The following is a 23,903-nucleotide window of genomic DNA, read 5'->3' as shown; positions in this document are numbered from 1 at the left end:
CTTCATCTCTTGATCATCCTCCCGCGGCCATGCAGCCTGCAGTAGCTCCGTACAGGCCACCCATGACCGCACCGCCCGCCGTCCCCCAGAATGGGATCACGCTCCCGATTGACCCGGCTGCGACCGCTCCGCCGCCAAAACCTGCGATCGCACCCGCTGCACAAGCGTTCCAATCCGGGTCAGCGACGATCCCATACGCGTAGTTTCCTTCCTTGTGCTCGACCACTTGGGTGAGGGTTGTTCCCTCGACTTCAAAGTGAGTGGGAACCGACTGCCCGTTTAGATCCTTGGCCCACGGCGCTGCAACGACGCCCAGTAGGGGCTCTTCAGTCCCTTCGGGTTCGCCTAGCACGGCAACAGCTCCATCCGGAAGGACCTGCAACCTTGAAGCATCATTGAAATTAAAGTCGTATCTCTCGGGAGCCGAAGAGTCCTCGATGTACACGAGGGATCGAAGGCCAGTAGCAGTCGGTTGGGCGATAATCTTCGATCCTGAATGTTGCCCGTCATACACAACGTTTCCATCGCTGACAACCGGGGCTCCTTGCGCGGGCATGATGATTCCAGCCCCGTTTGTGGTTATTACGCTCCCGCCATCCGCGGGAAGTCCACTATCGCCGACCTCTGGAGTCGATTCGCTCGGCGTGACTCGATTCACGGCGCCCGCAGCGGACGAATATTCATTTGTTACGGATTCATCGGCGTATGCGGGTGCCGCCACCGCACCGAGAAGGGCAACCGCGGAAATACCGACAGTTAGTTTCGTGGTCACGTTTCTAGGATTCATGTTCTTCCTCCTCAGCGCTGCCTTCGTCCATACTGGTCTACTCCTGTTCGTGAAGGTGTGTCAACAATGGGGCGCCCACTTCGCGCGCGGGAGCGCTCTCACGCCTGTGGTTACGGTGACCTTGGTGTTGCCTGAGAGCCAGGTGCTTTGGCCTCGAACCTCATTAAAAGCTCCAAGACTCGCGATCGGAGGTGCGCGAGACAAGTCAGCCTCGTCCGGTAACGTCGTCCGTCTTTTCGTAACCGGCAGCCAATGGGGGCAGCACCGTGGCGCGCCCGGGGTGAGATCGGTGGAGCTGGTCCCGACGCATCGTGAAATTTCCCGTGTGTGAAAAGGCGCTCTGCCGCTGGGAGCACCGTAACGGGTGGGGGGGAGGGGCTAGCCGCCCCTCTCCCGTCGAGCTGTCAGGCGACGTCGGTGCGGGCGCCGGGGACGCCCTGGAAGTGGAGGAGGCGGAGCCGTTCACGCTCAAAGCGTTCGAGATCGGTCCTGTGCGTGTCGCTGCTCAGCGTCGCCGCGAGTCGCGACGACCTCGTCGTCGACCAGGCGCTCGAGGTCCTTTCCGGCGTGCGGTCGAGCCGGAGGCCGTCCTGATACTCGTCGACGATCGTCTCCTCCACGGCACGGATGGGCAGCGCTTTCTGCGGAGAGGTCGACCGGCTGAGCAGCGGCGTGGCGGGTGCGACCAGCGAGGACGGATGCGGCACGGGCTCGAACGACGGGCGTCCTACGACCCGGCGATCAGCGCGCGGTAGAAGCGGATCCCGCGCAGCCAGGCGTCGACGCGGATCCGCTCGTTCGGGCCGTGGATGCTCGCACGCTCCGCCCTCGTCATCTCGAACGGCGTGAACCGGTAGACCGCGTCACTGATCGGCGCGAAGAAGCGGCTGTCGCTCGCGCCCAGCTGGATGTAGGGGGTCAGGACGACTCCGGGATGCGATCGGGCCAGCGCGTCGTGGAGCCGGTCCCACGCCTCGCCCGCCCACGGAGAGACGGGCGAGGGCTCGAAGGGCTCGGAGAGCTCGATCTCGACCGCGTCGTCGCGGACGGCCCGTCGCACGTGCCGCACGACGTCGGCCACCGACGTGCCGACCTGGATGCGCACGTTCAGAGTCGCGCGCGCCTCCCGGGCCATCACGTTGTCGGCGGGCGCCCCCGAGAGGGCGGTGGCGACCACGGTCGTGCGCACCAGTGCGTTCATCTCGGGGCCGAGGAACGGCAGCGCTCGTGCGACCAGCGGCGCCGTCGAACCGAGGTGCGAGAAGACCAGGCGGAGTGGAGGAGAGGCCAGGGCGCTCATCCTCGCGAGGAATTCGCGGGTGGGCGCGGGGATGCCCACGGGGAAGGGATGCCGGTGGACGCGGACGATCGCACGTGCGAGGCGTGTGGTCGCCGGCAGTCTCGCGGGGATGGACGCATGCCCGCCCTGCTCGGTGACGCGCAGATGCAGGCTGACGACGCCGCGCTCCGACACGCCCACCACAGCGGCCGGTGCTCGGACGGTCGGGAAGACGTCTGCGACCACGGCGCCTCCTTCGTCGAGGACGAGCGCCGGGCGGAGGCCGCGGTCGCGGAACCACGCCACCATCGCGGACGCGCCCTGACCGGACACCTCCTCCGTGTGACCGAAACACAGGTAGAGGTCGTGGCGAGGGACGTGACCGTCGGCGACCGCCTCCTCGACGGCCTCGAGGATCGCGGCGAGCGCGCCCTTGTCGTCGAGGGTGCCGCGGCCGTGCAGGACAGCCTCGGTGGGGGCGCCGGTGACGACGGCGCCGAAGGGGGCGACGCTCCAGTCCTCGGGCACGGCGGGCACGACGTCGTAGTGCGCCATCAGCACTGTCGGAGACGCTGCATCGAGACCGCGCCAGCGCAGGACGAGCGAGTACCCGCCCACGCGCTCGACCTCGAGGGCGTGGTGCACGCGCGGGTACAGCTCGGTGAGAGTCGCCAGGAACCGCTCGAAGTCGGCGTCCCTCCCGGCGTCGTCGCGGCCGGAGACCGTCGGTATCCGCAGCAGGCTCCGGAAACGCTCGAGCGCTTCCGCGTCCTCGACCCGGCCGCGTCCCGCAGGGCTTCCGTCCGTGCTCGTCGATGCCATCGATGCCTCCCTCTCCCCGTGCTCGTCGAGACCACCCGGCGGGAGCGCGGACTCTCCGCACCGGCCGGCAGCCCGGCCCTCAGCCCACCGGGTGCTCCGCTGCGGGCTCGACGGTCGGCGCCGCGGACGCCGGCATCCCGAGCCCGCCGCGGCGGACGGCCAGGTCGAAGACCGGCGCGGTCATCAGTGTCGTGACGACGGCCATCAGAACGAGCATCGTGAACAGAGTCGGCGTGATGAAGCCGGCCTGGAGGCCGATGTTGAGCAGGATCAGCTCGATCAGGCCGCGAGCGTTCATCAGGCTGCCGACCGCGAGTGACTCGCTCCGCCCCATTCCGAGGAGCCGCGACGCTCCGTAGCAGGCGACGCCCTTGCCGAGCACCGCTGCGGCGATGAGCCCGACGGTGACCAGCCACAGCAGCGGAGTGTTCACCAGCCCGATCTGGGTGTTCAGCCCCGAATAGACGAAGAAGAGCGGCAGCAGCATGTTCTTCACGAACGGCTCGGTCCGGCGGATGACTGTCTCGGCCACGGCGCCTCTCGGCATCGCCACGCCCAGCAGGAAGCCGCCGAAGATCGAGTGGATGCCGATCGCCGTGGTGTACCAGGCGCTCGCGAGGACCAGGATGAGGACGACCATGTAGGCGGACGAGCTCAGCTCGCTCCCGCCCCTCGCCGGAAGGAAACGGGCGAGCAGGGTCTTCCCACCCGTCAGCAGGATCGCCACATAGACGGCCCCGCCGAGCACGGCTGCCACGGCGATCATCGGGTCGCTCTGGAAGACCGCGATGACCACGGCGAGCAGGATCCACGAGACGGCGTCGGTCAGGGCTCCGGAGGCGAGCGCGAGTGTGCCGGACCGCGTGCCGCCCATGCCGCGCTCGGAGATGATCCGCGCGAGCATCGGGAACGCGGTCGTCGCGATGGCGGCGCCCAGGAACAGCGCCGCGGGCCAGAAGTCGACGCCCTCGGTGAAGTACATCCCGGAGTCGGCCAGGAGCGGTGCGGCGCAGAGGATCCCGAGCGCGAGCGGCGCGAGAAGACCGGAGCTCGAAACGCCGACGACGGCGCGGGCGTTCGTGCGGGCCATCCGGGTGTCGAACTCGAGCCCGATGACGAACATGTAGAAGACGAGACCGAGCTGACTGAGTGTATAGAGGATCGTCATCCCGGCGCCGTCGCGCGGGAAGATCGCGGCCTGCAGCTCGGGTGCGAGCAGCCCGAACAGGGACGGACCGAGCAGGACGCCGGCGATCATCTCGCCGATGACCGGAGGCTGGCCGATCCACTGCGCCGCCCGGCGCATCAGCACGCAGGCGATCAGGATGAGGCACAGCTGAGCGGTGAAGTGCGCGGCGATCTCGGTGCTGGTCATCGGTGTTCCTTCTCGGTTGGAGAGGGTCGTGTCGGGCGACGGTGAGCTCGCGGCGGGGCGCAGGCGCGACAGACCCCGGCATCGCGTTCGGGCCCGAGTGCGGTGGCAGCGGTGGTGCACGTCCTCGTCCGGCTGCCTCGATCCGGTGGGCCGATAGTGCCCTAGATCGTCTTCCACGGCTATTCCTTTTCGATAATCACGGGCTATTACTGTCGATGTCCATCGTCGTGTGACCGGCGTGTTACGGCGGCGTAAACTCTGCGACCGATCAGTACGCACTTCTTCCCGGCAGGAAGTAGACCTGGGGCAGCAGTTCAGCGACGACGGGCCGATATCGGGTGAGGAGATCGGCATTCCCGTCGAAAAAGGGGGAAAGCGCATGATCAGAGACGGATCGCCCGGAGCACCTCGGATCCGGAGCGGCGACGCGTGCCGTGCCGCGCGCGTCCCGATACGGGGCGGACTGCGCTAGATGGCCGAGGTGCGCCGCGCGACGCGGGACGACGCAGCCCGGGTCTACGACCTCATCCGCTCCTCCACGCTGCGCAACGCGGCCCTCCCCAGCGAGGCCCGTGCCCGGCTCTTCGAGCCGGTCTGGGGCGGAGAGGAGGACTACTACGGCTATGTCCTCGAAGCAGAGGGAGAGGTCGTCGGCTTCATCGGGATGCTGTTCACCCGGCGCGAGATCGCCGGGGCGATGCGCAAGTTCTGCGAGCTGCACAGCTGGTACGTGAAGGATGAATTCCGCTCCGAGAGCCTGATGCTCCTGCTGCCCGCGCTCTCGATCAAGGGCATGACGCTGCTGAACTACACGCCCTCGCCCGAGGTCTACGAGATCAGCAGGAAGTTCGGCTTCGCCGAGCTGGAGCAGGAGGTGCTGCGCATCCTGCCGGTCCCCACTCCCGGTGCTCTGCGCGCCGATCTGAGGGTCGAGACGGATGAGGCCGCGATCGGCTCCGCTCTGACCGGGTCGCAGCTACGGATCTTCGAGGACCATCGCGGTCTGGACTGCCGGCACTTCCTCGTGCGCCGCCGTGGCCGCTCGGGCCACCTCTACGCGATCGTGAAGAAGATGCGTGTCACTCCGCGCCAGCCGGTCGGCCGCATCCTCTACTTCAGCGACGAGGACCGCCTCGTCGACGCGCTCGGCTGGCTCCGGCTCTACTGGAGCCTCGCGCTCGGCGTCCAGTGCCTCATCGTCGACCGCGCGCAGCTCCGGGTCGGCGCCCGGCTCCCGTTCGCCCCGACGGTGGCGAGGGAGGTGCCCTCGCTCTACAGGTCGCGGGAGCTGACCGCCGACGACCTGCGGGTGCCCCTCTACTCGGAGCCGCTGCTGGTCGGCTACGCGTTGCACTGACCCGACCCCGACACCCGACCCCCGGCGATGACCGTCGACCCCGCGCGACCCGGAAGAGGACTGATGACTCGGACACAGGACGAGACGGCGACCGCCGATCCCGCCACGATGCTGCACCCGATCGATCCGCCGCTGCCCGTGCGCCTCCGCCTGCGGGGGTCGATAGGACTGCGCGGATCGGCGGTGCTGCGCGCCTCGACGGTGCTGACCGGAGAGGTCATCCGGCTGTCGACGCGCGCCGGCGAGCTCCGGATGCCCGCGGCGCGGCCGGGAGTCGGCACCGAGCTGCGGCTCGAGGTCGAGAGCGGCTGGCTCGGTCGAGTGGTGCTCCCGGCGCGGGTCACCGGGCTCGGCGGCGGGGACACCGTCGCGGTCGAGCTGCTCGGACGACCGGCGTCCGAGCGCAGCGCCGCGCTGCTCGTCGGGACGGTGGACGCGTTCACCTTCGGCCACCTGCGTGCCGCCGGAGTCGCTCCGCGTCGCCTCGACCGGTTCCTCGTCGTCGACGAGGTCACCGACGCCGACGCCTTCCGTGCGGCCCTGGAACTGCGGCTGCAGGCGAACCAGCACTTCGGGCGCCTCACCGACGTCGAGGGCAGCGAGCAGCTCGTGGACCGCTGGGACACCGCCTCCGTCACCCTCGTGGCCCGGCTCGGGAGCAAGAACGTGGGCTCGGCCCGGGTGGTGGTCAACAACGGTGATCGGGAGCTCAGCGAGCTCGAGCACGAGTGCGCCGACACGGGCGGCCTACCGCAGCGGCTCTGGGACGAGGGCTTCGTCGAGGCGTCCCGGGTGGGCGTGCATCCGCAGTACCGCGGCCACGGTGTGTTCTGCGCGCTGGCCAGGGCGATCGGCCGGACCGCGCTCGAGGTGCAGGCGCGGTTCGTCGTGCTCGACTCGATCGACAAGCTGATCCCGCTCTACGAGCACCTGGGCGCCGAGCGGCTGGGGATCACCAAGAAGCACCAGTGGAGCGAGGAGACGGAGCAGGTGATGGCGATCGACATCCGCGAATCCCTGGGGCGGATCGGGCGCAACGCCCTGTACTGGCAGAGCGTGTTCGGCCCACTGCTGGCCGACCGCAGCCTCGACGCCCGCGCCGCGATGCGGGGGCTCAGCCGCAGCGGCCGGGCCGTGTTCCGGGCGAAGTCCGCGGTCGGCCGACTGCAGCAGCTGCGCGCTGTCGCGCCGCTCTGATCCGGGGAAGGAGGAGGACCATGCAGATCTCCAGCGCGGAGCAGCTCGTGATCGACGACGTCTTCGTCGACCTCGACCCGGTGATCGGGGCGCCGATCGTCCTCAAGGTCGAGGGCCTGAACTTCGGCGGTTCGATCAAGCTCAAGACCGCCGTCTCGATGCTCGACGCGGCCGAGGCGGCCGGGGTGCTCCGGCCGGGATCAGTGATCGTCGAATCGTCCTCCGGCAACCTCGGAGTCGCCCTGAGCGTCATCGCGGCCGGCCGCGGCTACGGCTTCGTCTGCGTGATGGACCCGCGCTCGAGCGTGCAGAACCGCCGCCACATCGAGGCGACCGGCGGACGCGTGATCGTGGTCGACGAGCTGGACTCGAACCAGGGTTTCCTGACCAGCCGGATCGACTGCGTCCGCGCCCTCTGCGCGGCGGACGACCGTTATGTGTGGCTGAACCAGTACGCGAACTCCGCGAACTGGCTCGGCCACTACGCGAGCACCGCACCGGCGATCGTGCGCGAGTACCCGGACCTGGAGGTGCTCTACGTCGGCGCGGGGACGACGGGGACCCTGATGGGCTGCGTCCGCTACCTGCGCGACATCGGGCATCGCGCCCGGGTGGTCGCGATCGACAGCGTCGGCTCGATCACCTTTCCCGGCAGCGGCCCGGGGACCCGGTTCATCCCCGGACTCGGCAGCAGCCGCCGCCCCGAGATCTTCGAGCCGGCCGAGGTCGGCGAGGTCGTCCACGTGCACGAGGCCGACAGCGTGCGGATGTGCCGTGAGCTCGCCCGCGCCGGGTTCCTCTTCGGCGGGTCGACGGGCACGGTCCTGGCCGGGGCGCTGCGGCACCTCGCCTTCGAGGAGCCGGGCGGAGGGGTGCGCGTCGCGGTCGCCCCGGACCTCGGCGAGCGCTACCTCGACACGGTCTACGACGACGACTGGGTCGCGGAGCACTACGGAGCCGGCACCGTGGCGAGGCACTCGGGCGTCGTCCCACCGTCGTCGCTCGCCGCGGTCGCGAACGGGGCGGCATGAGCGCGGCACCGCAGTTCTCCGTCATCGGCAGTGGCAGCGTGCTGCGCGCGCTCGAGGGTCGGCACGCGGAGATCCTGGACGTCGTCGCGCACGCCTACGTCGAGCACGCGGCAGGCCGCAGCGTGAATCCGCCGAGCCACTTCCTGACTTTCCCCGATCGACCGGAGGCGCGGATCATCGCGCTGCCCGCTGCACTCGGCGGCTCCTCCGGTGCGGCAGGGATCAAGTGGATCTCGAGCTTCCCGAAGAACCTCGAGCGGGGTCTGCCGCGCGCCTCGGCCGTCCTCGTGCTCAACGACATCGACACCGGCTACCCGATCGCCTGCCTCGAGAGCTCCGTCATCAGCGCCACCAGGACCGCGGCCTCAGCCGTGGTCGCCGCCGCCGCTCTCACCGCCCGCCGTGAGCGGCCCCGGCGGCTGCTGTTCGTCGGATCCGGGTTGATCGCGCGGTACATCCACGAGTTCTTCCTTCGCAGCGGGTGGGAGTTCGACCGTGTCGATGTCGTCGACGTCGTGCACGGCTACGCGGAGGCTTTCGCGGAGTCGGTCCGCGGCTCCGGGCAGCAGGCACCGGTGCACACCGTCGAGGACGTCGGGACCGCGGTACGCTCCGCCGATCTCATCGTCTTCGCGACCACGGCCGGCACTCCGCACGTCGAGGAGCCCTCCTGGTTCGCGCACCATCCCGTGGTGCTGCACATCTCGCTGCGGGACCTCTCGCCGCGCATCCTCCTCGGCTCCGTCAATGTGCTCGACGACGTCGACCACTGCCTCCGGGCGGAGACGTCACCGCACCTGACGGAGCAGCTGACGGGATCGCGGGACTTCGTCGACGGAGTGATCGCCGAGGTGATCACCGGCGAGCTCGTGCCCGACCCGGAGCGGTCGATCGTCTTCTCGCCGTTCGGGCTCGGGATGCTCGACCTCGCGGTGGGGCGCTTCGTCCTCGACGCGGTCACCGCGTCCGGCGAGATCGAGCCCGTTCCCGGCTTCTTCCCGGAGGGAGGCCCTCCGTGAGCCCCTGATCCCGGCCCCTGGCCACTCGCCGCACCACCACGCAGAAACGGAGACGTCGTCATGTCGATCGAGCCCATCCTCGCCTTCGCGGGCATCGCGCTGGCCGTCGTGCTCATGCCGGGAGCGGACACGATCCTCGTGCTGCGCACCAGCCTCCGCGACGGAGCGCGCTCGGGCATCGTCACGGCCCTCGGCGTGGTCTGCGGCCCGATCGTCTGGGGCGCCCTCGCCGGGCTCGGCGTGGCGCTGATCCTGGAGCGCATCCCGATCCTCTACAGCATCGTGGCGATCGCGGGCGGTCTCTACCTGATCTACCTCGCCAGTCAGAGCTTCCGGGCCTCGCTGGCGAGCTGGCGGGCGCAGGAGGAGGTGGAGGTCGACGGCGGTGCCGCGATCGAGCACCGGGGACTGCGCTCCTATTTCTTCACCGGCCTGATGACCAACCTGCTCAACCCCAAGATCGGGGTCTTCTACCTGGCCGTGATGCCGGGACTGTTCCTGGACGAGACGGTCACCGTCTGGCTCGGTGCCCTGCTGGGACTCATCCACTCGGTGCTCGGGCTGATCTTCCTCAGCGGAGTCTCGGTGCTCTCGAGCCTCGCCCGGCGCTACTTGATCCGCCGCCGGGCGTACGCGATCACCGAGCTCGTCTGCGGACTCTGCCTCCTCGCTTTCGGCGTGTTCGTGCTGGTCGAGGTCGCTCGCGGAGGGTTGTTCTGATGCGCGGGATCGGCTCGCCGCCGCGGGCCGGCGATGAGCGCCGACTAGGTGCCGCGGCGGATCCGATCGATCGGGCGGCTGGAGGCGAGAGCGCCGACCAGCCCGCCCCCCAGATCCAGGTCGACGAGAGAGACCGGCAGGCGCTGCGCACCGGGCTCCGCGCGGACACCGGCCAGGACGCCGACGCCGGTCAGCTTCGCGGCAGCCTCGGTGCGGCACCACTGCTGCGTGAGCGCCCGGAGGCGGCTCGCGGCCGGCAGCGCCTCCAGAGCGGCCGACTCCGCCGGGTCGAGCGCCTTCGCGAGGAAGTGGCGGGAGATCTCCGCGGCCGGCATTTGGACATCGACGCCCACCCGCTCGCTGCCGACCACCGCGATGACGACCCGGCCACCGCTGTGGCTGACCGAGAAGTCGATCCCCGCGCCCGGAACGCTCGGCCGGCCGTGCGGGCCTCCGCAGCGCGCGCAGCGGCGATCGATGCGCACCTGCGCGGCGGTGACGCCCAGGTAGCGCGCGAGTACGGCGCGCTGCATCCGCCGCGAGAAGGTCTCGCCGGGGGCTGCCGGCTCCGCGCCCTCGATCGCGCCCCAGAGCTGCACCTCGCCCGGCCCCGGAGTGGCGGCCCGCGCAGGCGGGAGATGCGCGAGGAAGTCCGCCATGCCCTCATCCGAGTGCAGGCGACGGACGCTGTCAAGGAGATCGATCCTCTGACGGCTTCCCGGGCCACCGAGACCTCGGTGGCCAGCACGCTCGTCCGGTCCGATGGGGACCGGGTAGGACGGGTCGGGAGCAGCTCCCGGCCGGAGAGGTGTCGTCATGGACGCTGAACTGATCACGATCATCGGACGGGTCATCGACGAGGTGAACGTCAGCCGAGCCGAGAAGATCCCGACGACCGATCTCGAGGCGCTGACGCTCTACGGCGAGGGAGGCGTCTTCGACTCGATGCAGCTGGTGAACTTCCTCGCGATCATGGAGTTCGAGATCACCGAGGAGTTCGACGTCGAGGTCTCGCTCACCTCCGAGAAGGCGGTCTCGCAGCGGGTGAGCCCGTTCAGCCGTGTCCGCCGGCTGATCGACTTCGCCGCGCAGGAGATCGACATCGCCCGCTCGGACAGCGGGGTGGCTGCCGTCGCCGGCGACGCCTCCGTGCGGTGAGACGGGCATGATCGTGGTGGTCACGGGGGCGCGGACGGGCATCGGCCGCGGGATGGTGGAGCACCTGCTGGCGGGCGGACATCGGGTGATCGGCTGCAGCAGGCGCCGCTCGTCGCTGACGCATCCCGACTACGAGCACCACGAGGCCGATCTCACCGACGGAGCCGCCGTGCGCTCGCTCTTCCGGCGGGTCGGCCGTGAGCACGGAGCGATCGACGCGCTGGTCAACAACGCGGGCACCTCCGTCACCAACCACTTCCTGCTGATGCCCGACGAGACCACGCGGCGCATCTTCGACCTCAACTTCTTCGCCGCTCTGCACTGCTCGAGCGAGGCCGTCCGGCTGTTGCAGGCGAGCGGCTATGCGGCGCCGACGATCATCAACGTCTCGTCGATCGCGGTGGCGTGGTCGCTGCCGGGACAGCTGGCGTATGCGGCGAGCAAGGGCGCGCTCGAGCAGATGACGAAAACGATGAGCAAGGAGCTCGGCGCCACCGGCATCCGGGTCAACACGCTCGGCCTGCCGGTAGTCGCCACCGCCCTCTCCCGCAGCGTCGACCCGGAGACGGTGCGGGCTCTCCTGGACCGGCAGGCGATCGCCCGGATGTGCACCCTGGAGGACATCGTCGGGCCGCTCGACTTCCTCCTCTCCACCTCGTCGGCGTTCGTCACCGGCGAGACCGTCTATCTCGGAGGGGTGCACTGAGATGCGGACCGGACTGATCGGGCGATTCCGCGAGCTGGGTGAGCGGACGGCGGTGATCGAAGGAGCGGAGCGCTACAGCTACGCCGACCTCGCCGACGCCGTCGAGCGGACCCTCGCCGACCTCGAACGCGCGGGGCTCGAGCCGGGTGCCGCCGTCGTGCTGCACGCTGACTTCGGGATCGCCGGCATCGCGGGCTTCCTCGCCCTCTTCCTCAATCGCAACATCGTGGTGCCGGTCGTGAGCCTGACGGAGGCACTGCTCGCCGCTCTCGCGCGCAGCACCAGCCCCACCGCCGTCGTCGAGGTGGTCGGCGGCGTCGTCGTGCGGCCGCTCCAGCACGAGGAGGAGGTGCCCGCGCTCTACTCCACGCTGCGCGAGCGCACAGCGGCCGGTCTGGTGCTGCTCAGCAGCGGCAGCACCGGCACTCCGAAGGCCGTGGTGCACGACCTCGACCTCCTGATGGCCGAGAAGCTCGACGGCACCAGGCTGCCGCGGGGACGGCAGCACGTGATGGTGATGTTCCTCCTCTTCGACCACATCGGGGGCGTCAACTCTCTCCTGTCGGCTCTGCGGATCGGAGCCGCGGCCGTGATCGCCCGGGAGCGCACTCCGGAGGCGATCGGCGCCCTCGTGCAGGAGCACCGGATCGACCTGCTCCCGACGAGCCCGTCGTTCCTTAATCTCTTGGTGCTCGGCGGGCACCACACCCGGTTCGACCTGAGCAGCATCGCGGCGGTCACCTACGGAACCGAGGTCATGTCGGCGCCGCTGCTCGCCCGCGTGCGGGTCGCCCTCCCGCGGGCTCGGCTGCTCCAGACCTTCGGGACCAGCGAGACCGGCATCGCGGCGACGACCAGCGACTCCTCCAGCAGTACCTTCTTCCGGCTGGAGGGTGGGAGCGTCGAGCACCGCATCGTCGACGGGGAGCTCCAGCTGCGCAGCCGCACGCAGTTCCTCGGCTACCTCGGCCACGGCGGCGAGGATCCCGTCACCGACGACGGCTGGTTCCGCACGGGCGACCTCGTGGTCGAGGGGGCGGACGGGTCGCTCCAGATCGCGGGGCGCAGCAGCGACGTGATCAACGTCGGCGGCGAGAAGCTGCATCCGCTCGAGCTGGAGACGGTCCTGCTCGGCAGCCCGGCGATCCGAGACTGCGCCGTCTACGGGATGCCGAACTCGATCACGGGGCAGATGGTGTGCGCCGATGTGGTGTTCGACGGCGAGCACACCCCTGCCCAGGCGCGCCGGCATGTGGCCGAGTACCTCGCCGGCAGGGTCGAGCGCTACAAGATGCCCGCGCGGGTGCGGCCGGTGGCCGAGCTGGCGATGACCGCGCGGTTCAAGAGGATCCGAGGGGGATCATGACCGAGCTCACGCTGATCGGAGCAGGGCGGTTCGCGCTCGAGATGGCCCGGCTCGCCGAGACCGCGGGCGGATTCGAGCGGATCCGCTTCACGGCGCTGCCCGGAGAGGATGCGGTCGCGCCCCCGGAGCTGACGGTGGCGCTCGCCGATGCCGACCTCCCCGCGGGGACGCCGGTGCTCCTCGCCAGCTCGGACGTCGACGAGCGGCGCCGGCTGATCGACACGGTGCTGATCCCTCGGGAGCTGCACGCGGTCAGCGTCGTGCACCCGAGTTCGGCGCCCACCGCCGCGCTGGGTGGCGCGCGCGGAGTCGCGATCGGGCCGGGCTGCTACTTCGGGGTGAACACCCGCATCGGCGACTTCACCGTCTTCAACTACCACAGCACGGTCGGGCACCACAGCACGGTCGGCTCGAACACCGTCGTGGCCCCGAACTTCCACACCGGCAACAGCGTGACGATCGGCGACGACGTCGCGTTCGGCGTGAGCTGCACCGTGCATCCCGGAGTCACGATCGGCTCCGGCGGACGCTTCCAGATCGGCACCGCGATCGTGGAGAACACCAAGGAGCGGCACACCTATCTGCCGCAGATGCGAATCATGGCTCTACCGAGGCACGAGGGAGTTGCAGAGAATGACTGAATCCACTGTCGCGATCATCGGTGCGGGACCGGGTGGTGCCGTCGCGGCACTCACTCTCACCGCGCTGGGGCATAAGGCGGTCGTCTACGAGAAGGCCCCGATGCCGCGCTACCGGGTGGGGGAGTCCCTGCTCCCCGGCACTCTCTCGGTGCTGCAGCGTCTCGGACTGAAGGAGCGGATCGACGCGGCCGGCTTCGTCACGAAGCCGTCCGCCACGTTCCTCTGGGGGCAGGGGGAGGTGCCCTGGACCTTCTCCTTCTCGGCCCCGCAGGTCCAGCCCTGGGTCTACGACCATGCGCTCCAGGTGCTGCGGGAGGACTTCGACAGCCTCGTCGTCGACGAGGCTCGGGCACGTGGAGTCACGGTCAACGTGGGCACGGCGGTGACCGACGTCGACCTCGGCTCGCCCGACTCGGTCACGGTGCACTACCGGGACGCGGACGGGCCGGCCAGCGCCGAGTACGACTTCGTCATCGACGCGGGAGGAGTCGGCAGTCCGCTCGCGCGCAAGCTGGGCGTGCGCCGCTACGACGAGTACTTCAAGAACTTCGCTGTCTGGAACTACTACCGGATGGCGGATCCGTTCGAGAACGACCTCAAAGGGACCACTTACACGATCTCGTTCGAGGACGGCTGGGTGTGGATGATCCCGCTGAAGGGCGACCTCTACAGCGTCGGCCTGGTCGTCGACCGGTCCAAGAACGAGGAGGTGCGCGAGCTCGGGCCGGACGAGTTCTTCCGCCGTCACATCCGCAAGGCCGATCGGGCGATGGCGCTGCTCGGCGATTCCGAGATCGTCGGCGAGACGCGCATCGTGCACGACTGGTCCTACGACAGCGAGACGTTCTCGGCCGGGCGCTACTTCCTCAGCGGCGACGCGGCCGCCTTCACCGATCCGATGTTCTCGCAGGGCATCCACCTCGCGGTGCAGTCCGCGGTCTCGGCGGCCTCGGCGATCGACCGCATCAGCGGGAACCCGCCCGAGAGAGACGCCGTGCACGCCTGGTACAACCGCAGCTACCGCGATGTGTACGAGCAGTACCACGAGTTCCTGTCGTCGTTCTACACCTTCGCCTCCTACACGGAGCCCGACTCCGTCTTCTGGCGTCAGCGCCGCGTGGAGGAGTCGGACGACGAGCGCTTCGACCGGATGCGGTGGTTCGAGCGCATCACGGGCGAGGCCCGAGCGGCGTCGCGCCCTGTCGCGGACTTCCGCGACCGCGCGGCAGCCATGATCGAGATCGGCCGCCACCAGCGCGGGCACCTCTCGGACGAGTTCGCGGACGACGAGTTGAACCCGGCGCGGGTGCGGTGGGTGTCGCAGCTGACCCGGCAGCTGCACCGCATCGCCGCATTCGAGTGGACGGGAGAGCAGGTCGCCCTGAAGGAGCACTACGCGATCGATCCGCTGACGTTCGAGCTGCGCCCCGTCCTCGTGCTCGCCGATGAGACGGGGCGCGACATGGTGAAGTGGCCGATCTCTCCCGAGCAACTGCCCCTCTTCGAGCGGGTCGCGAGCGAGGGGATCGGCTATCGGGAACTGCTCGCAGACCTGAACTCCGCGGGGATGAACGAGATCAGCTCGCAGGTGATCATCCGCCTGATGGAGGCCGGTCTGCTGCGCGGGCGCGACCGGCACGGCGAGCGCGTGGTGGTGCAGGACCGGCTGCGGTTCGGAGGCGTCGGAGTCGAGTACGACGTGTGAGGTGGAGGGCCGTCGCGTCGTGCTCGGCGGCGAGACGGTCCTCCGCGGCCGCACCCCGCACGCACGGAACTCCCGGCGAGGACGTCTGCACGTCCTCGCCGGGAGTTCTGTGGGTAGCGCTGAGACCTACGCGGCGACCTGGTTCGCGTGGATCCAGAAGCCCGCGTTCTGCGCCAGCTGGTTGTTGTAACCACCGGACTGAGCGACCGCGCCGTCGATGACGATGGATCCGCCCGGGTTCGTGAAGCGCCAGCCCGCGCTGCGCGAGGTCGCGGGGAGCTGCGTCCAGCGCTGCGGCGTGTCGGTTGCGCCGAGGTTGGTCCGCAGGGTGGCGAGGTCATTGAGGGTCCAGTTGACGCCGGACTGGAAGGTGGCGCCGGCGGCGAGCGACAGCGTCCCGGTGAAGTAGAAGCGGCGGTAGGTGAGACCGTCGCGGACGTAGTCGCCGCCGTTCGAGATGGCCCAGCCCTGCTCCGAGGAGGGGTTCGCGGCCAGGATGGCGACGGGGAGGTCGATCTGGATGCGCACCGTGCCGGTCCAGGCGCAGTTCGTGGGGTTGCGGTAGGCCACGTTGCTCTTCATCCGCGATCCGGGGAGGACCACGCCGATGCCCAGACGCGCACCGGAGGCGTTCGACTGGAGCTCGCCGAGCCAGCCGTCGGACGAGTCGCGGATGTAGCCGGCGGACACGACTTCGGCGCGACCGACGCAGGGCGTGGTCGAGGCGGCCGCCAGCGGAGCGGCGGTGGCGCCGGCGATCACGGGGATCGACCAGGCGGCGCTCTTCACGATGGTGCGGCGGTTCAGACGGCCGTTGCCGGTCGTGGGGGTCTCGTCGGCGCCGGTGGCCGGGGTGTCGGAGTGCTGGGTCATGGAGTGGTTGTCCTTCGTCTCGGAACTGAGGTCTTGCACAGGAGCTTGGATGCTGCTGGGCACTCGGGCCTATCGCTTCCCGCGCACTGCATCGGAAACCAGGTGTTCGCGTGGCGCGTTCGGCCCCGGCCCTCGGCAACGGCGCCGTGGGCTGGCACAGTGGCGATATCAGCGGCAGGAGGGGGTTCGTGGTGGCGTCATCGGAGGATCAGGACGACGGTCCTGCCGCGGGATCCGGAGCGGGCGTCCGCGGGGTCGAGGCAGTCCGGTGGTTCTCGGAGCGGGGGTTCGCGTTCGACGGGTCGGATCCCCGGCTCGTCTGCGACGAGGCCGGCTCCCCGGGGTTCCGGTTCGCCCGGATCTGGCACACGGCGGGAGTCCTGCGGAGGAACGCTCCGCAACGCCGGGCGACGGTCCTCCTCCAGCTCGAAGGAGCCTTCGAGCTCACGTTCGGACCGGGCGGCCGGACGACGACGGTGCGTGCGGGAGATGTGGCCTTCGTGCCCAGCGGCTGCGCCTTCGCCCTCGAGCAGTGCGAGCCCTCGGCGCGCATGGAGATCGAGTGCGACGCACTCGCGCTCCCCAGTTCGACGTTCGAGGTTCTCGCGGACGGTGCGGTACTGCCGATCGGGAACGCCACCATGGCGTCCGTGCTGATCGCCTGCATCAATTCCGCTCTCAACTCAGGGATCTGCTGCACCGACACCGGTTTCGCCGAGTTCCGGCTGGCGATCACGGGATTCACTGCGGCGGCGCTCACGGCCGCGAGCATCGAGCACCGGCCGCCGCGCACCAGCCGGGAGTCGGAGCACTTCACCCGGGCGATCATGGTGATCGGCGAGAAGGTCGCGGACCCCGACTTCACGGTCGCGGTCCTCGCTCGCGAGCTCCAGCTCTCGGAGCCGTACCTCCGCAGGATCTTCGCGACCCACGGGACGACGGCGCGCGATGAGATCCGCCTGCGCCGGGCCGCCCTCGCCCGCATGTACCGCGCGGACGGACTCGGCGGGACCCCGTACTCCGCCGACGAGGCGGCCCGGTACTCGGGCTTCCACGACGCAGAGACGATGCGGGTGACGCTGCGCCGTGACCGGCGCACGCGGAACGCGTCGACGGAGGACGGCTGACGCGACTCCGGCCGGGCCGTTCCCCGGCGTCCTTCCCCGGCGTCCCAGAGGCTCCGGACGGCCTTCCCTCAGGGAGCACCGGCATGATCGCCCTGATACCCGACGGAAGGTTCACTGTGAGCATGTTCAAGCGCGTCCTCGGCATGGCGTCGAAAGCCCTCGATTCGAAGAGCGGTTCGGGGAGCTCCTCGAGCGGGACGACCGACTGGCGCGAGCTGGTCCGCACGGCCGCCGACAAGGTGACGGGCGACTCGCGTACCGCGCCGCCGCAGCCGGCCCGGCCGGCCACCACCGCCCGGCCGCAGGACGCCCGACCCGGGCAGCCCGTGGTGAGCCAGGAGGACCGAGCGGCGATCGCCCGCTACGACTACCTCCTCCGCACGGCCGACCCCGAGCAGCTGGAGCAGGTGCACCGCGAGGCGTTCTCGAAGCTGACTCCCGCGCAGCGCGCGCAGGTCGAGGCACGACTGCGCGACGAACTGCCCGCGAGCGAACAGCCGCGCTCCTCGGCTCCGGAGGATCTCGCGCGCGCGGCGACACGCGGCGAGGCGAACGCCCCGGGATTCCTCAAGACGATGTTCTCGAAGCCGGGGACGCGCGGAGCCGTCGCGGGTGCGGGCGTCGGAGCGGCGGCCGGCATCGGACTCGGAGCGGCCGGCGGGCTGCTCGCGGCGGTGGCGGGCGGCGCCGTGATCAGCAGCGTCGCCGGCCCGCTGTTGGCGCAGGCCTCGGGTCTCGGAGTCGACTTCGAGAATCTCGCGGGCGGATTCGGCGACCTGGGCGCGTTCGGCGACATCACGGGTAGCGCGGGCGAGTTCGTCTCGGGCGCAGGCGAACAGGTCTCGGGGCTGGGCGAGCAGGTCTCCGAGCTCGGCTCCGACTTCCCGCTGCCCGGTCTCGGCGACCTCGGGAACTTCTTCGACCGCTAGGGCCGGCCCCGACCTCGGCCTGCCGGACCTTCGCCCCGCTACAGTCCGGCCCGCTGGACCTGAGTCCGCGTCCTGCTGCGGCGGAGCGACGAGACAGCGGCGAGGGCGATCCCCGCGAGTAGCAGGGCCGCTCCGACTCCCGCGACCACCGTCGTGGACCAGTCGGGGCGGTCGACGGCGGTGGTCCCGTCGAGGAGCTTCCACTCGCAGGCTCCGCCGAGCGGCCACCACGACCAGAATCCGCGGACCAGCTCGCCCGCCTCGGGCGGTACCCCGCCGAGGCTGACCCGGCAGGCGTCGTCGAGCCCCTGGGCGCTCAGGGCCCAGTACTGCAGCGGGACGAGAGCAAGCGCGACGACACCGGCGAGGCCGAGGACGGCGACGGCGATCAGGACGAGGCGGCGGGTGGAGTGTCGGGCGGTCTCGCCGGGCGCAGACGTGTCAGTCATCGTCCGATCGTGCCACGGCCCACCGGAGCGGGGGCTGCCAGCGTGCACGACGACCGGGAGCGGGTCGTGCGCAGCAACGGCACAGACCCGGGCCGTCTCTCTTGTCGTCGCCCCCTCGTTCTCGTCGGCTCGGAACGTCGTGGGAACCTGGGACGGAGGCATGGGTGGGCTGTGCTCTGGCATGCTCTCCGTTCGACGATCGCGCGCGTCGCAGAGGTCACCGGGGCAGCGCTGCCGAAGGTCGTACCGGTGATACAGCTGCGCGGGCGGACGTGCTGTGCCACGCCGCATCGTTCTCGAAGGAGAAAATCATAGAAACTGACGCGAAGGAGAATGGTATGACGTATTGGAACTCGCGACCCTCGATGCTGTGGATCGTTAGTGGGCTTGTGGCGGCAGCTTATTACGTTCATCTTCTCTTGTCCGGTGTCACGGAGGTGTGGGAGGGTGCGTCGGTGATCGTCATCGGTCTTGCCGCTGTCGTCGCCCTCCTCGTCTCCTTCGTCACGTCGAAGCCTTCCACTGAGACGGGTGAGACGGACTCGCGCCTCTCCGGTGGGTCCGATCGCTGAGCGCGGCGTGCAGTGCTGCAACGAGGTCGCACGACAGGTGTTGAAAGCACAGTTCGTGCGACGACGAGCGACGGTCGTGGCTCCTGGCGAAGCGTGAGGAGGAAGGCCGGGAGGTCGTGGCCGCCCCGTCCGCCGAGGAGCTCGCGAACGTCGAGGAGATTCTGCGCGCGCTCGTGACTGGTCTCGGGGTGAACTGGAACGAGGTCGAGACGGTGCGGCGAGCGAAGACCGAGCCTGCCGGAGGCGCTCGTGCGTCGTACCCTCGTCGCATGGGGTTTCTGTTCTCGCTGCTGATCGTCATGCTGATGGTGCTGGCGCTGGTGGACGTCGTGCGGCAGCCGGACAGCGTGGTCCGCAACCTGCCGAAGATCGTGTGGGTGCTGCTGATCGTGTTCATCCCGATCATCGGCGTCTCGCTGTGGTTCCTGCTCGGGCACGAGTGGAAGCGCGGAGACGGCGGTTCATTCGTGCCGGGCGGCAGGGCGCCGCGTCGTCGCTCGCAGAGTCCGTCGACGATCATCGTCCGGCCCGCGCCCATGACCACGGAGGAGCAGCTCGCCGAGCTGGAGCGCGAGGAGGCGCACTACGCGAGGCTCGCCGAGGAGCAGCGCCGACGCCGCGAAGGGGACCGGCCGAGCACCTAGCCCGTCCCGTGCTCACGATCGGTGTCGACCTCGCTGCGGAACCGGTGCGCACCGCGCTCGCCGGCGTCGACTGGGCCGCGGGTGGAGCGGTCGTCCGCTTGCTCGTCCTCGGCGCCGAGGACGAGGCGATCGTCGACGCGTCGCTCGAGGCGGAGGCGATCGGCATCGACTGCGCCTTCGGCTGGCCCCTCGAGTTCGCAGCCTTCATCGCGGCGCACACCCGCCGCGAGGTCGCGCCGCGGACCCTGGCGGGCCGCGACTGGCGCAGGCGCCTGGCCTATCGCGAGACCGACCGCGTCGCCCGCGAGATCACCGGGCGCTGGCCGCTCAGCGTCTCCACCGACCGCCTCGGCATGACGGCGATGCGCTGCGCGGAACTCCTCGACGCGTTCGCGGCGCGCGGCGAGGTGGTCGACCGCTCCGGCGGCGGCCGTCTCGTCGAGGCCTACCCTGCGGCGGCCCTGCGGTTGTGGGGAGTGGAGACCACGGGCTACAAGACGCGGCCGGAGGCAGTGGTGCTCGCCGTCGATGCGCTTCGGCGCGCGGCCCCGTGGCTGGAGGTGCCGCCCTCGGCCCTCGCGCTGATGCGCCGCTCCGACGACGCCTTCGACGCGGTCGTCGCCGCTCTCAACGCGCGGGCCCACGCCCTCGGTGCGACACTGCCGGTGCCTCCGGAGCTGCGCGCGGCGGCCGAGGCGGAGGGGTGGATCGCGGTGCCGACCGGGCCGCTCGCCGAGCTCGCAGGACCCTCGGGACTCAGGCCGAGATCCTGACCCCGAGCAGGACTGCGGCGGATTCGGCGGCCCGCTCGGCCTCCTCGACCGTCGAGAAGGGGCCGGTGGGGACGGGAAGGGCACCGGTCGCGATCACCGGGTCGATCTCGAGTCGGAACCGGGGCAGTTCTGCTCCGGGGACGACGACGATCCGGATCCCGTTCCGGCTCCATCGCGCGGGTTGGATCGTGGGAATCTGTCTCATGGTGCTCTCCGCTGTCGCGTTCGTCGTCACGGGTGGCTGTCGCCTCGACCGTGCACGCCTCACGCTACGACCGGTGCCCGCCTTCCCGAACGGGCTTGACCTCCCAGCCCCGTCAGGCGTAGCGGTCACTGCAGCCGGTCGAGCGTGTCGCTGATGGTGCGCAGGCACTCGATCAGCACCGACACCTGCGCGGAGTCGAGATCGGCGAGCACCTCGCCCTCGGCGGCGACCAGGTTCCGCATCGCCTCGTCCACCCGCTTGGTGCCGCGGGGAGTGAGCGAGACGATCTTGCTGCGCGAGTCGGCGGCGTTCTGCTCGCGGACGACGAGACCGCGCGCCGCGAGGCGCTCCACGCGGCTGGCGAGGTTCCCGCTCGAGAGCGCGAGCTCGATCGACAGAGCCGACGGGGTCATCCCACCGCGACCGCGCTGACGCAGCAGAGACAGCAGCTCGAACTCCCACGGCGTGAGGTCGCTCGCCGCGAAGGACTGGCGGCGCACGTCCTGCACTCGGGGGCTCAGGCGGCGCAGGCGCGAGACGACGTCGAGGGGGGCGAAGTCCAGATCGGGCAGCGCGTGGGCCCAGGCGTCGATCACCAGATCGACATCGTCGTCTTCTCGCATTCCCCCGATTATCCTCGCGGCGGGATCGCGGCGGTGACGGCCCGCTCGCGGAGCCCGATCGGGCCTAGCCTGAGGAGATGGCGGAACGGACAGTGCGGACGACGCGCCTGCTCCTGCGCCCGCTGCTCCCGACGGACGAGGTGGCGGTGATGAGCTATCGCGGGGATCCGCGCGCGGGGCGTTTCCTCCGTCATCCCCCTCTGCGGCCGGGCGAGTACGAGAGTTGGCGGGCGGAGCGATCGGCGGAGTGGGCGTTCGAGCATCCGGGTGACCGCCGGTTCTGGGGTGTCGTCGTCACCGCGACCCAGCGGCTCGTCGGGGATGCGGTCCTGGTCCGCTCCGAGGACGGCGCGGCGGCGGAGCTGGGGATGTTCCTGCACCCGGACACGGCGGGACTGGGCTACGCGGTCGAGGCGGGTGTCGCTCTGATTGAGACGGCCTTCCGAGACCTGGGGATGTCGCGCGTGCTCGCGCGGGCCGATCCCCGCAACATCGCGTCGATCCGCGGGCTGCAGAGGCTCGGTCTGCGCCTCGTCCAGCAGGACGCCGAGGTCGTGCTCGCCTGCCTCGACGCGGAGGAGTGGGCATCGGCGGCGAGGCCGTCCCCGCCGGTTCGCGGCGCAGCTCAGCCGCGTGCGGCGCGGACGTAGGCGACGATCGCGTTCGCGTGGCCGTAGCCGAGGCCGTGCTCGGTCGTCAGCCAGGTGACGACCTTCTTGTGCGGCTCGTCGCGTAGACGCTCGTCCGCCAGGTCGAGCCACTCCTGCACGGGGCGGCCGTAGGTCTTCTCGATGCTGGCGAAGTAGGAGGCGGGGCCCTTCGGCTTCGAGCCGTCGGCAGGCGGTTCGGGGGCGAGCACGCGGTCGGTCATGGGGTCACCATAGCCAGTGCGCGGAGCCGAGTGTCGAGGGGATCGGCACGGCTGATCCCCTCGACACCGCGGTCGACGGCCGGCGCGGATGCCCGCTCGTGCGGATCCGGGTGGGAGGGGCACAGACCCGGCCTGCGCGGTGTCGAGCGCGGTTCGCCGGCCGAGCTCGCATGCGTCGACGCTGTGACCGGGTGCTCTGCGGATCCGACCCGCGCGACAGCTCGGACGATCCTGTGAGCCGCACACATGCTTCACGGCGGATCCCCATCAATGGGGGAGGTGGATCAGTACGATCCATCCGGTAGACGAAAGAGTCTCACCGTTTCTCCCCGCGATCGGGTGCCAGCTCTACCCGCCTTCGACACGTCAGTCCGGCCTGCACCCGCAGCAGCCGTCACTGCGTCGAGGAGATCCTGTGCTGGCTGCGATCCGACCCCGACGACGCAGACCACCCGCGGATACCCGACCTCCCCGCGGATACCCGGCCGTCGCCGGGCACTGCACTCACCCACCCCCGACACACAGAGCGGGCCGCTCCTGCGGTCCGACGGAATCGACTTCACTTGACTGCTCTCTACACTCGCGTGATCGCCCTCGCGTTGGCGACCGTGACGCTCGGATCACCACTGATCGATCGTGACCAGAATCAGCCGCACGTGGCGCATGCGGCTGCTCACCTGGACCACCGGGAGGCGGCGGGCACCATCCGCAACGCCTCCGCGGTCTCCGACGCGCCGACGACTGTCGCCACCGTCGACGCGCTGAGAACCGCCCTGCGCAACAATGCGCACCACATCGTCATCACGGCGACACTCGATGGCGGCCCCGTACCGATCACCGTCGACGTTCGCAACCCGTCGAACAGCAACACGATCATCGAGGGATCCGCTCCGTCGATCGAGCTGATCAACATCCAGATCCGCGTCATCGACGGCACCGTCACCGGAGCGGTGCACGACATCACGATTCGAAACCTCACCATCCACGGCCGGATATCGGATCTCGAGGCGCTGACGGGAGCGGACACGAGGCCGCACGGTGCGGGCACGAACTACGAGGCGATCTCGGTGCGCGGAGCGCGCGACGTCACCATCGACGCCATCACTGCCTACGACACCACGGACGACCTCATGTCGGTCACCAAGGGTGCGGACCGGGTCACCATCTCGAACAGCAACCTGTACTACACGAAGGCCTTCAAGGACATCTCGCCTTCGGTGAAATGGGACTGGGGATTCGGGTTCCAACCACTGGCGGACGAACGGCTCGGCATCCTCGTCGGCGCGCAGGCCGCAGACAGCTACCTGAAGACCGGCCTCCTGCACGTCACCCTCTCTCACAATCACATCGGGTCGCTCGTGCGCGGGCGACCGCTGCTCCGCGGCTATGTCCAGGTCTTGGACAACACGTTCGACAACACCGCCGCTGACTCGAATCAATACGCGGCGATCGAGGTCGGCAGCGGCGGATACGTCGTCGTCGGAGGCAACGTCTTCGATCATTCCCACAACCCGATCGTCGTGCACCTCGATGCGGCGAGCGACCCCTATCAGTTGTACGAAGGCGATAACCGGTTCGTCGGTACCACCGGCGTCATCGAGCGGGGTCAGGCGATGCCGTCCGGTTCCGGCGCGAACAAGAGCTGAGTGGTCGGCCCGCCCCGGACGCGTCTGC

Annotated in this window: 27 protein-coding genes; 17 read left to right on the top strand and 10 right to left on the bottom strand. The window is 69.8% G+C overall.

Annotated features, from left to right (window positions below):
- Positions 1–13: 13 nt before the first annotated feature.
- The 4 genes from GSU10_RS11175 to GSU10_RS11160 form a co-directional block, all read right to left on the bottom strand.
- Positions 14–787 (bottom strand): hypothetical protein, encoded by a 774-nt coding sequence (locus GSU10_RS11175; RefSeq protein WP_132504890.1) that lies wholly within the window; start codon positions 785–787, stop codon positions 14–16.
- Between the two features lie 404 nt (positions 788–1,191).
- Positions 1,192–1,494 carry a hypothetical protein gene (locus GSU10_RS11170; RefSeq protein ID WP_068208220.1) on the bottom strand — a complete coding sequence of 101 codons (303 nt, stop codon included), beginning with the start codon at positions 1,492–1,494 and terminating at the stop codon, positions 1,192–1,194.
- Between the two features lie 20 nt (positions 1,495–1,514).
- Positions 1,515–2,888, bottom strand: coding sequence for a M20/M25/M40 family metallo-hydrolase (locus GSU10_RS11165; RefSeq protein ID WP_068208216.1), 1,374 nt, complete (start codon positions 2,886–2,888; stop codon positions 1,515–1,517).
- 79 nt (positions 2,889–2,967) lie between these two features.
- Positions 2,968–4,263: a cation:proton antiporter gene (locus GSU10_RS11160; RefSeq protein ID WP_068208213.1), complete on the bottom strand. Its 1,296-nt coding sequence runs from the start codon at positions 4,261–4,263 to the stop codon at positions 2,968–2,970.
- A gap of 472 nt (positions 4,264–4,735) precedes the next feature.
- On the opposite strand from GSU10_RS11160, the gene GSU10_RS11155 reads away from it, so the two are divergent.
- The 5 genes from GSU10_RS11155 to GSU10_RS11135 all read left to right on the top strand — a co-directional run bounded on the left by GSU10_RS11155 (position 4,736) and on the right by GSU10_RS11135 (position 9,587).
- Complete coding sequence (locus GSU10_RS11155; RefSeq protein WP_132504888.1) at positions 4,736–5,620, top strand: hypothetical protein; 885 nt, start codon at positions 4,736–4,738, stop codon at positions 5,618–5,620.
- A 63-nt stretch (positions 5,621–5,683) separates the two neighbouring features.
- Positions 5,684–6,817 (top strand): GNAT family protein, encoded by a 1,134-nt coding sequence (locus GSU10_RS11150; protein ID WP_132504886.1) that lies wholly within the window; start codon positions 5,684–5,686, stop codon positions 6,815–6,817.
- A 20-nt stretch (positions 6,818–6,837) separates the two neighbouring features.
- Positions 6,838–7,848: a 2,3-diaminopropionate biosynthesis protein SbnA gene (sbnA, locus tag GSU10_RS11145; protein WP_068208202.1), complete on the top strand. Its 1,011-nt coding sequence runs from the start codon at positions 6,838–6,840 to the stop codon at positions 7,846–7,848.
- Positions 7,845–8,867 (top strand): 2,3-diaminopropionate biosynthesis protein SbnB, encoded by a 1,023-nt coding sequence (gene sbnB, locus GSU10_RS11140; protein ID WP_068208199.1) that lies wholly within the window; start codon positions 7,845–7,847, stop codon positions 8,865–8,867. Before sbnA ends, sbnB begins: the two co-directional genes overlap by 4 nt.
- Positions 8,868–8,927: 60 nt before the next feature.
- Positions 8,928–9,587, top strand: a complete 660-nt coding sequence (locus GSU10_RS11135) for a LysE family translocator (protein ID WP_068208196.1) — start codon at positions 8,928–8,930, stop codon at positions 9,585–9,587.
- A gap of 44 nt (positions 9,588–9,631) precedes the next feature.
- Here GSU10_RS11135 and GSU10_RS11130 read toward each other — a convergent pair whose 3' ends face one another.
- Entirely contained in the window at positions 9,632–10,246 is a 615-nt protein-coding gene (locus tag GSU10_RS11130; RefSeq protein ID WP_158286099.1) for a 4'-phosphopantetheinyl transferase family protein, read from the bottom strand.
- A 157-nt stretch (positions 10,247–10,403) separates the two neighbouring features.
- On the opposite strand from GSU10_RS11130, the gene GSU10_RS11125 reads away from it, so the two are divergent.
- From GSU10_RS11125 to cmlS, 5 genes are read left to right on the top strand one after another with little or no spacing between them, the layout of a single operon-like run.
- Entirely contained in the window at positions 10,404–10,745 is a 342-nt protein-coding gene (locus GSU10_RS11125) for a hypothetical protein (protein ID WP_068208191.1), read from the top strand.
- Positions 10,746–10,752: 7 nt separating this feature from the next.
- The gene (locus tag GSU10_RS11120) at positions 10,753–11,451 is read left to right on the top strand and encodes an SDR family NAD(P)-dependent oxidoreductase (protein ID WP_068208189.1); all 699 of its coding nucleotides are present in this window, start codon (positions 10,753–10,755) and stop codon (positions 11,449–11,451) included.
- Between the two features lies 1 nt (position 11,452).
- Positions 11,453–12,817, top strand: coding sequence for an ANL family adenylate-forming protein (locus tag GSU10_RS11115; RefSeq protein WP_068208186.1), 1,365 nt, complete (start codon positions 11,453–11,455; stop codon positions 12,815–12,817).
- Entirely contained in the window at positions 12,814–13,458 is a 645-nt protein-coding gene (locus tag GSU10_RS11110) for an LbetaH domain-containing protein (protein ID WP_068208184.1), read from the top strand. The genes GSU10_RS11115 and GSU10_RS11110 overlap by 4 nt, the downstream gene beginning before the upstream one ends.
- Positions 13,451–15,163: a chloramphenicol-biosynthetic FADH2-dependent halogenase CmlS gene (gene cmlS / locus GSU10_RS11105; RefSeq protein WP_068208181.1), complete on the top strand. Its 1,713-nt coding sequence runs from the start codon at positions 13,451–13,453 to the stop codon at positions 15,161–15,163. The genes GSU10_RS11110 and cmlS overlap by 8 nt, the downstream gene beginning before the upstream one ends.
- Positions 15,164–15,289: 126 nt before the next feature.
- Here cmlS and GSU10_RS11100 read toward each other — a convergent pair whose 3' ends face one another.
- Positions 15,290–16,036 (bottom strand): hypothetical protein, encoded by a 747-nt coding sequence (locus GSU10_RS11100; RefSeq protein ID WP_068208178.1) that lies wholly within the window; start codon positions 16,034–16,036, stop codon positions 15,290–15,292.
- Between the two features lie 188 nt (positions 16,037–16,224).
- Between GSU10_RS11100 and GSU10_RS11095 the strand changes: the two genes are divergently transcribed.
- Positions 16,225–17,163, top strand: a complete 939-nt coding sequence (locus GSU10_RS11095; RefSeq protein WP_159316550.1) for an AraC family transcriptional regulator — start codon at positions 16,225–16,227, stop codon at positions 17,161–17,163.
- A 122-nt stretch (positions 17,164–17,285) separates the two neighbouring features.
- On the top strand, positions 17,286–18,092 hold the full coding sequence (locus tag GSU10_RS11090) for a hypothetical protein (protein WP_236713511.1): 807 nt from the start codon (positions 17,286–17,288) through the stop codon (positions 18,090–18,092).
- 38 nt (positions 18,093–18,130) lie between these two features.
- Here GSU10_RS11090 and GSU10_RS11085 read toward each other — a convergent pair whose 3' ends face one another.
- On the bottom strand, positions 18,131–18,541 hold the full coding sequence (locus GSU10_RS11085) for a hypothetical protein (RefSeq protein ID WP_068208167.1): 411 nt from the start codon (positions 18,539–18,541) through the stop codon (positions 18,131–18,133).
- A gap of 419 nt (positions 18,542–18,960) precedes the next feature.
- On the opposite strand from GSU10_RS11085, the gene GSU10_RS11080 reads away from it, so the two are divergent.
- The 3 genes from GSU10_RS11080 to GSU10_RS11070 all read left to right on the top strand — a co-directional run bounded on the left by GSU10_RS11080 (position 18,961) and on the right by GSU10_RS11070 (position 20,530).
- A complete protein-coding gene (locus GSU10_RS11080) occupies positions 18,961–19,113 on the top strand; it encodes a hypothetical protein (protein WP_158286098.1) in 153 nt (50 codons plus the stop codon).
- A gap of 116 nt (positions 19,114–19,229) precedes the next feature.
- Positions 19,230–19,757 (top strand): PLDc N-terminal domain-containing protein, encoded by a 528-nt coding sequence (locus GSU10_RS11075; RefSeq protein WP_082844953.1) that lies wholly within the window; start codon positions 19,230–19,232, stop codon positions 19,755–19,757.
- A gap of 8 nt (positions 19,758–19,765) precedes the next feature.
- Positions 19,766–20,530, top strand: coding sequence for a DUF429 domain-containing protein (locus GSU10_RS11070; RefSeq protein WP_068208162.1), 765 nt, complete (start codon positions 19,766–19,768; stop codon positions 20,528–20,530).
- Here the strand turns inward: GSU10_RS11070 and GSU10_RS11065 are convergent.
- The gene (locus GSU10_RS11065; protein WP_132504880.1) at positions 20,514–20,735 is read right to left on the bottom strand and encodes a hypothetical protein; all 222 of its coding nucleotides are present in this window, start codon (positions 20,733–20,735) and stop codon (positions 20,514–20,516) included. The genes GSU10_RS11070 and GSU10_RS11065 overlap by 17 nt on opposite strands.
- A 125-nt stretch (positions 20,736–20,860) precedes the next feature.
- Positions 20,861–21,358, bottom strand: coding sequence for a MarR family winged helix-turn-helix transcriptional regulator (locus tag GSU10_RS11060; RefSeq protein ID WP_068208157.1), 498 nt, complete (start codon positions 21,356–21,358; stop codon positions 20,861–20,863).
- A gap of 77 nt (positions 21,359–21,435) precedes the next feature.
- On the opposite strand from GSU10_RS11060, the gene GSU10_RS11055 reads away from it, so the two are divergent.
- Entirely contained in the window at positions 21,436–22,008 is a 573-nt protein-coding gene (locus GSU10_RS11055) for a GNAT family N-acetyltransferase (protein WP_082844952.1), read from the top strand.
- Here GSU10_RS11055 and GSU10_RS11050 read toward each other — a convergent pair.
- Positions 21,984–22,229: a DUF4287 domain-containing protein gene (locus tag GSU10_RS11050; protein WP_068208151.1), complete on the bottom strand. Its 246-nt coding sequence runs from the start codon at positions 22,227–22,229 to the stop codon at positions 21,984–21,986. The two genes, GSU10_RS11055 and GSU10_RS11050, sit on opposite strands and share 25 nt — an antisense overlap.
- 563 nt (positions 22,230–22,792) lie before the next feature.
- Here GSU10_RS11050 and GSU10_RS11045 point away from each other — a divergent pair.
- The gene (locus tag GSU10_RS11045; RefSeq protein ID WP_132504878.1) at positions 22,793–23,875 is read left to right on the top strand and encodes a polysaccharide lyase domain-containing protein; all 1,083 of its coding nucleotides are present in this window, start codon (positions 22,793–22,795) and stop codon (positions 23,873–23,875) included.
- Positions 23,876–23,903: the final 28 nt, after the last annotated feature.

Source organism: Rathayibacter tanaceti, from assembly GCF_009834165.1.
GTDB classification, from domain to species: domain Bacteria; phylum Actinomycetota; class Actinomycetes; order Actinomycetales; family Microbacteriaceae; genus Rathayibacter; species Rathayibacter tanaceti.
Note: the sequence above shows the minus strand (reverse complement) of the source record. Positions and strands in the feature narration are given on the sequence as shown.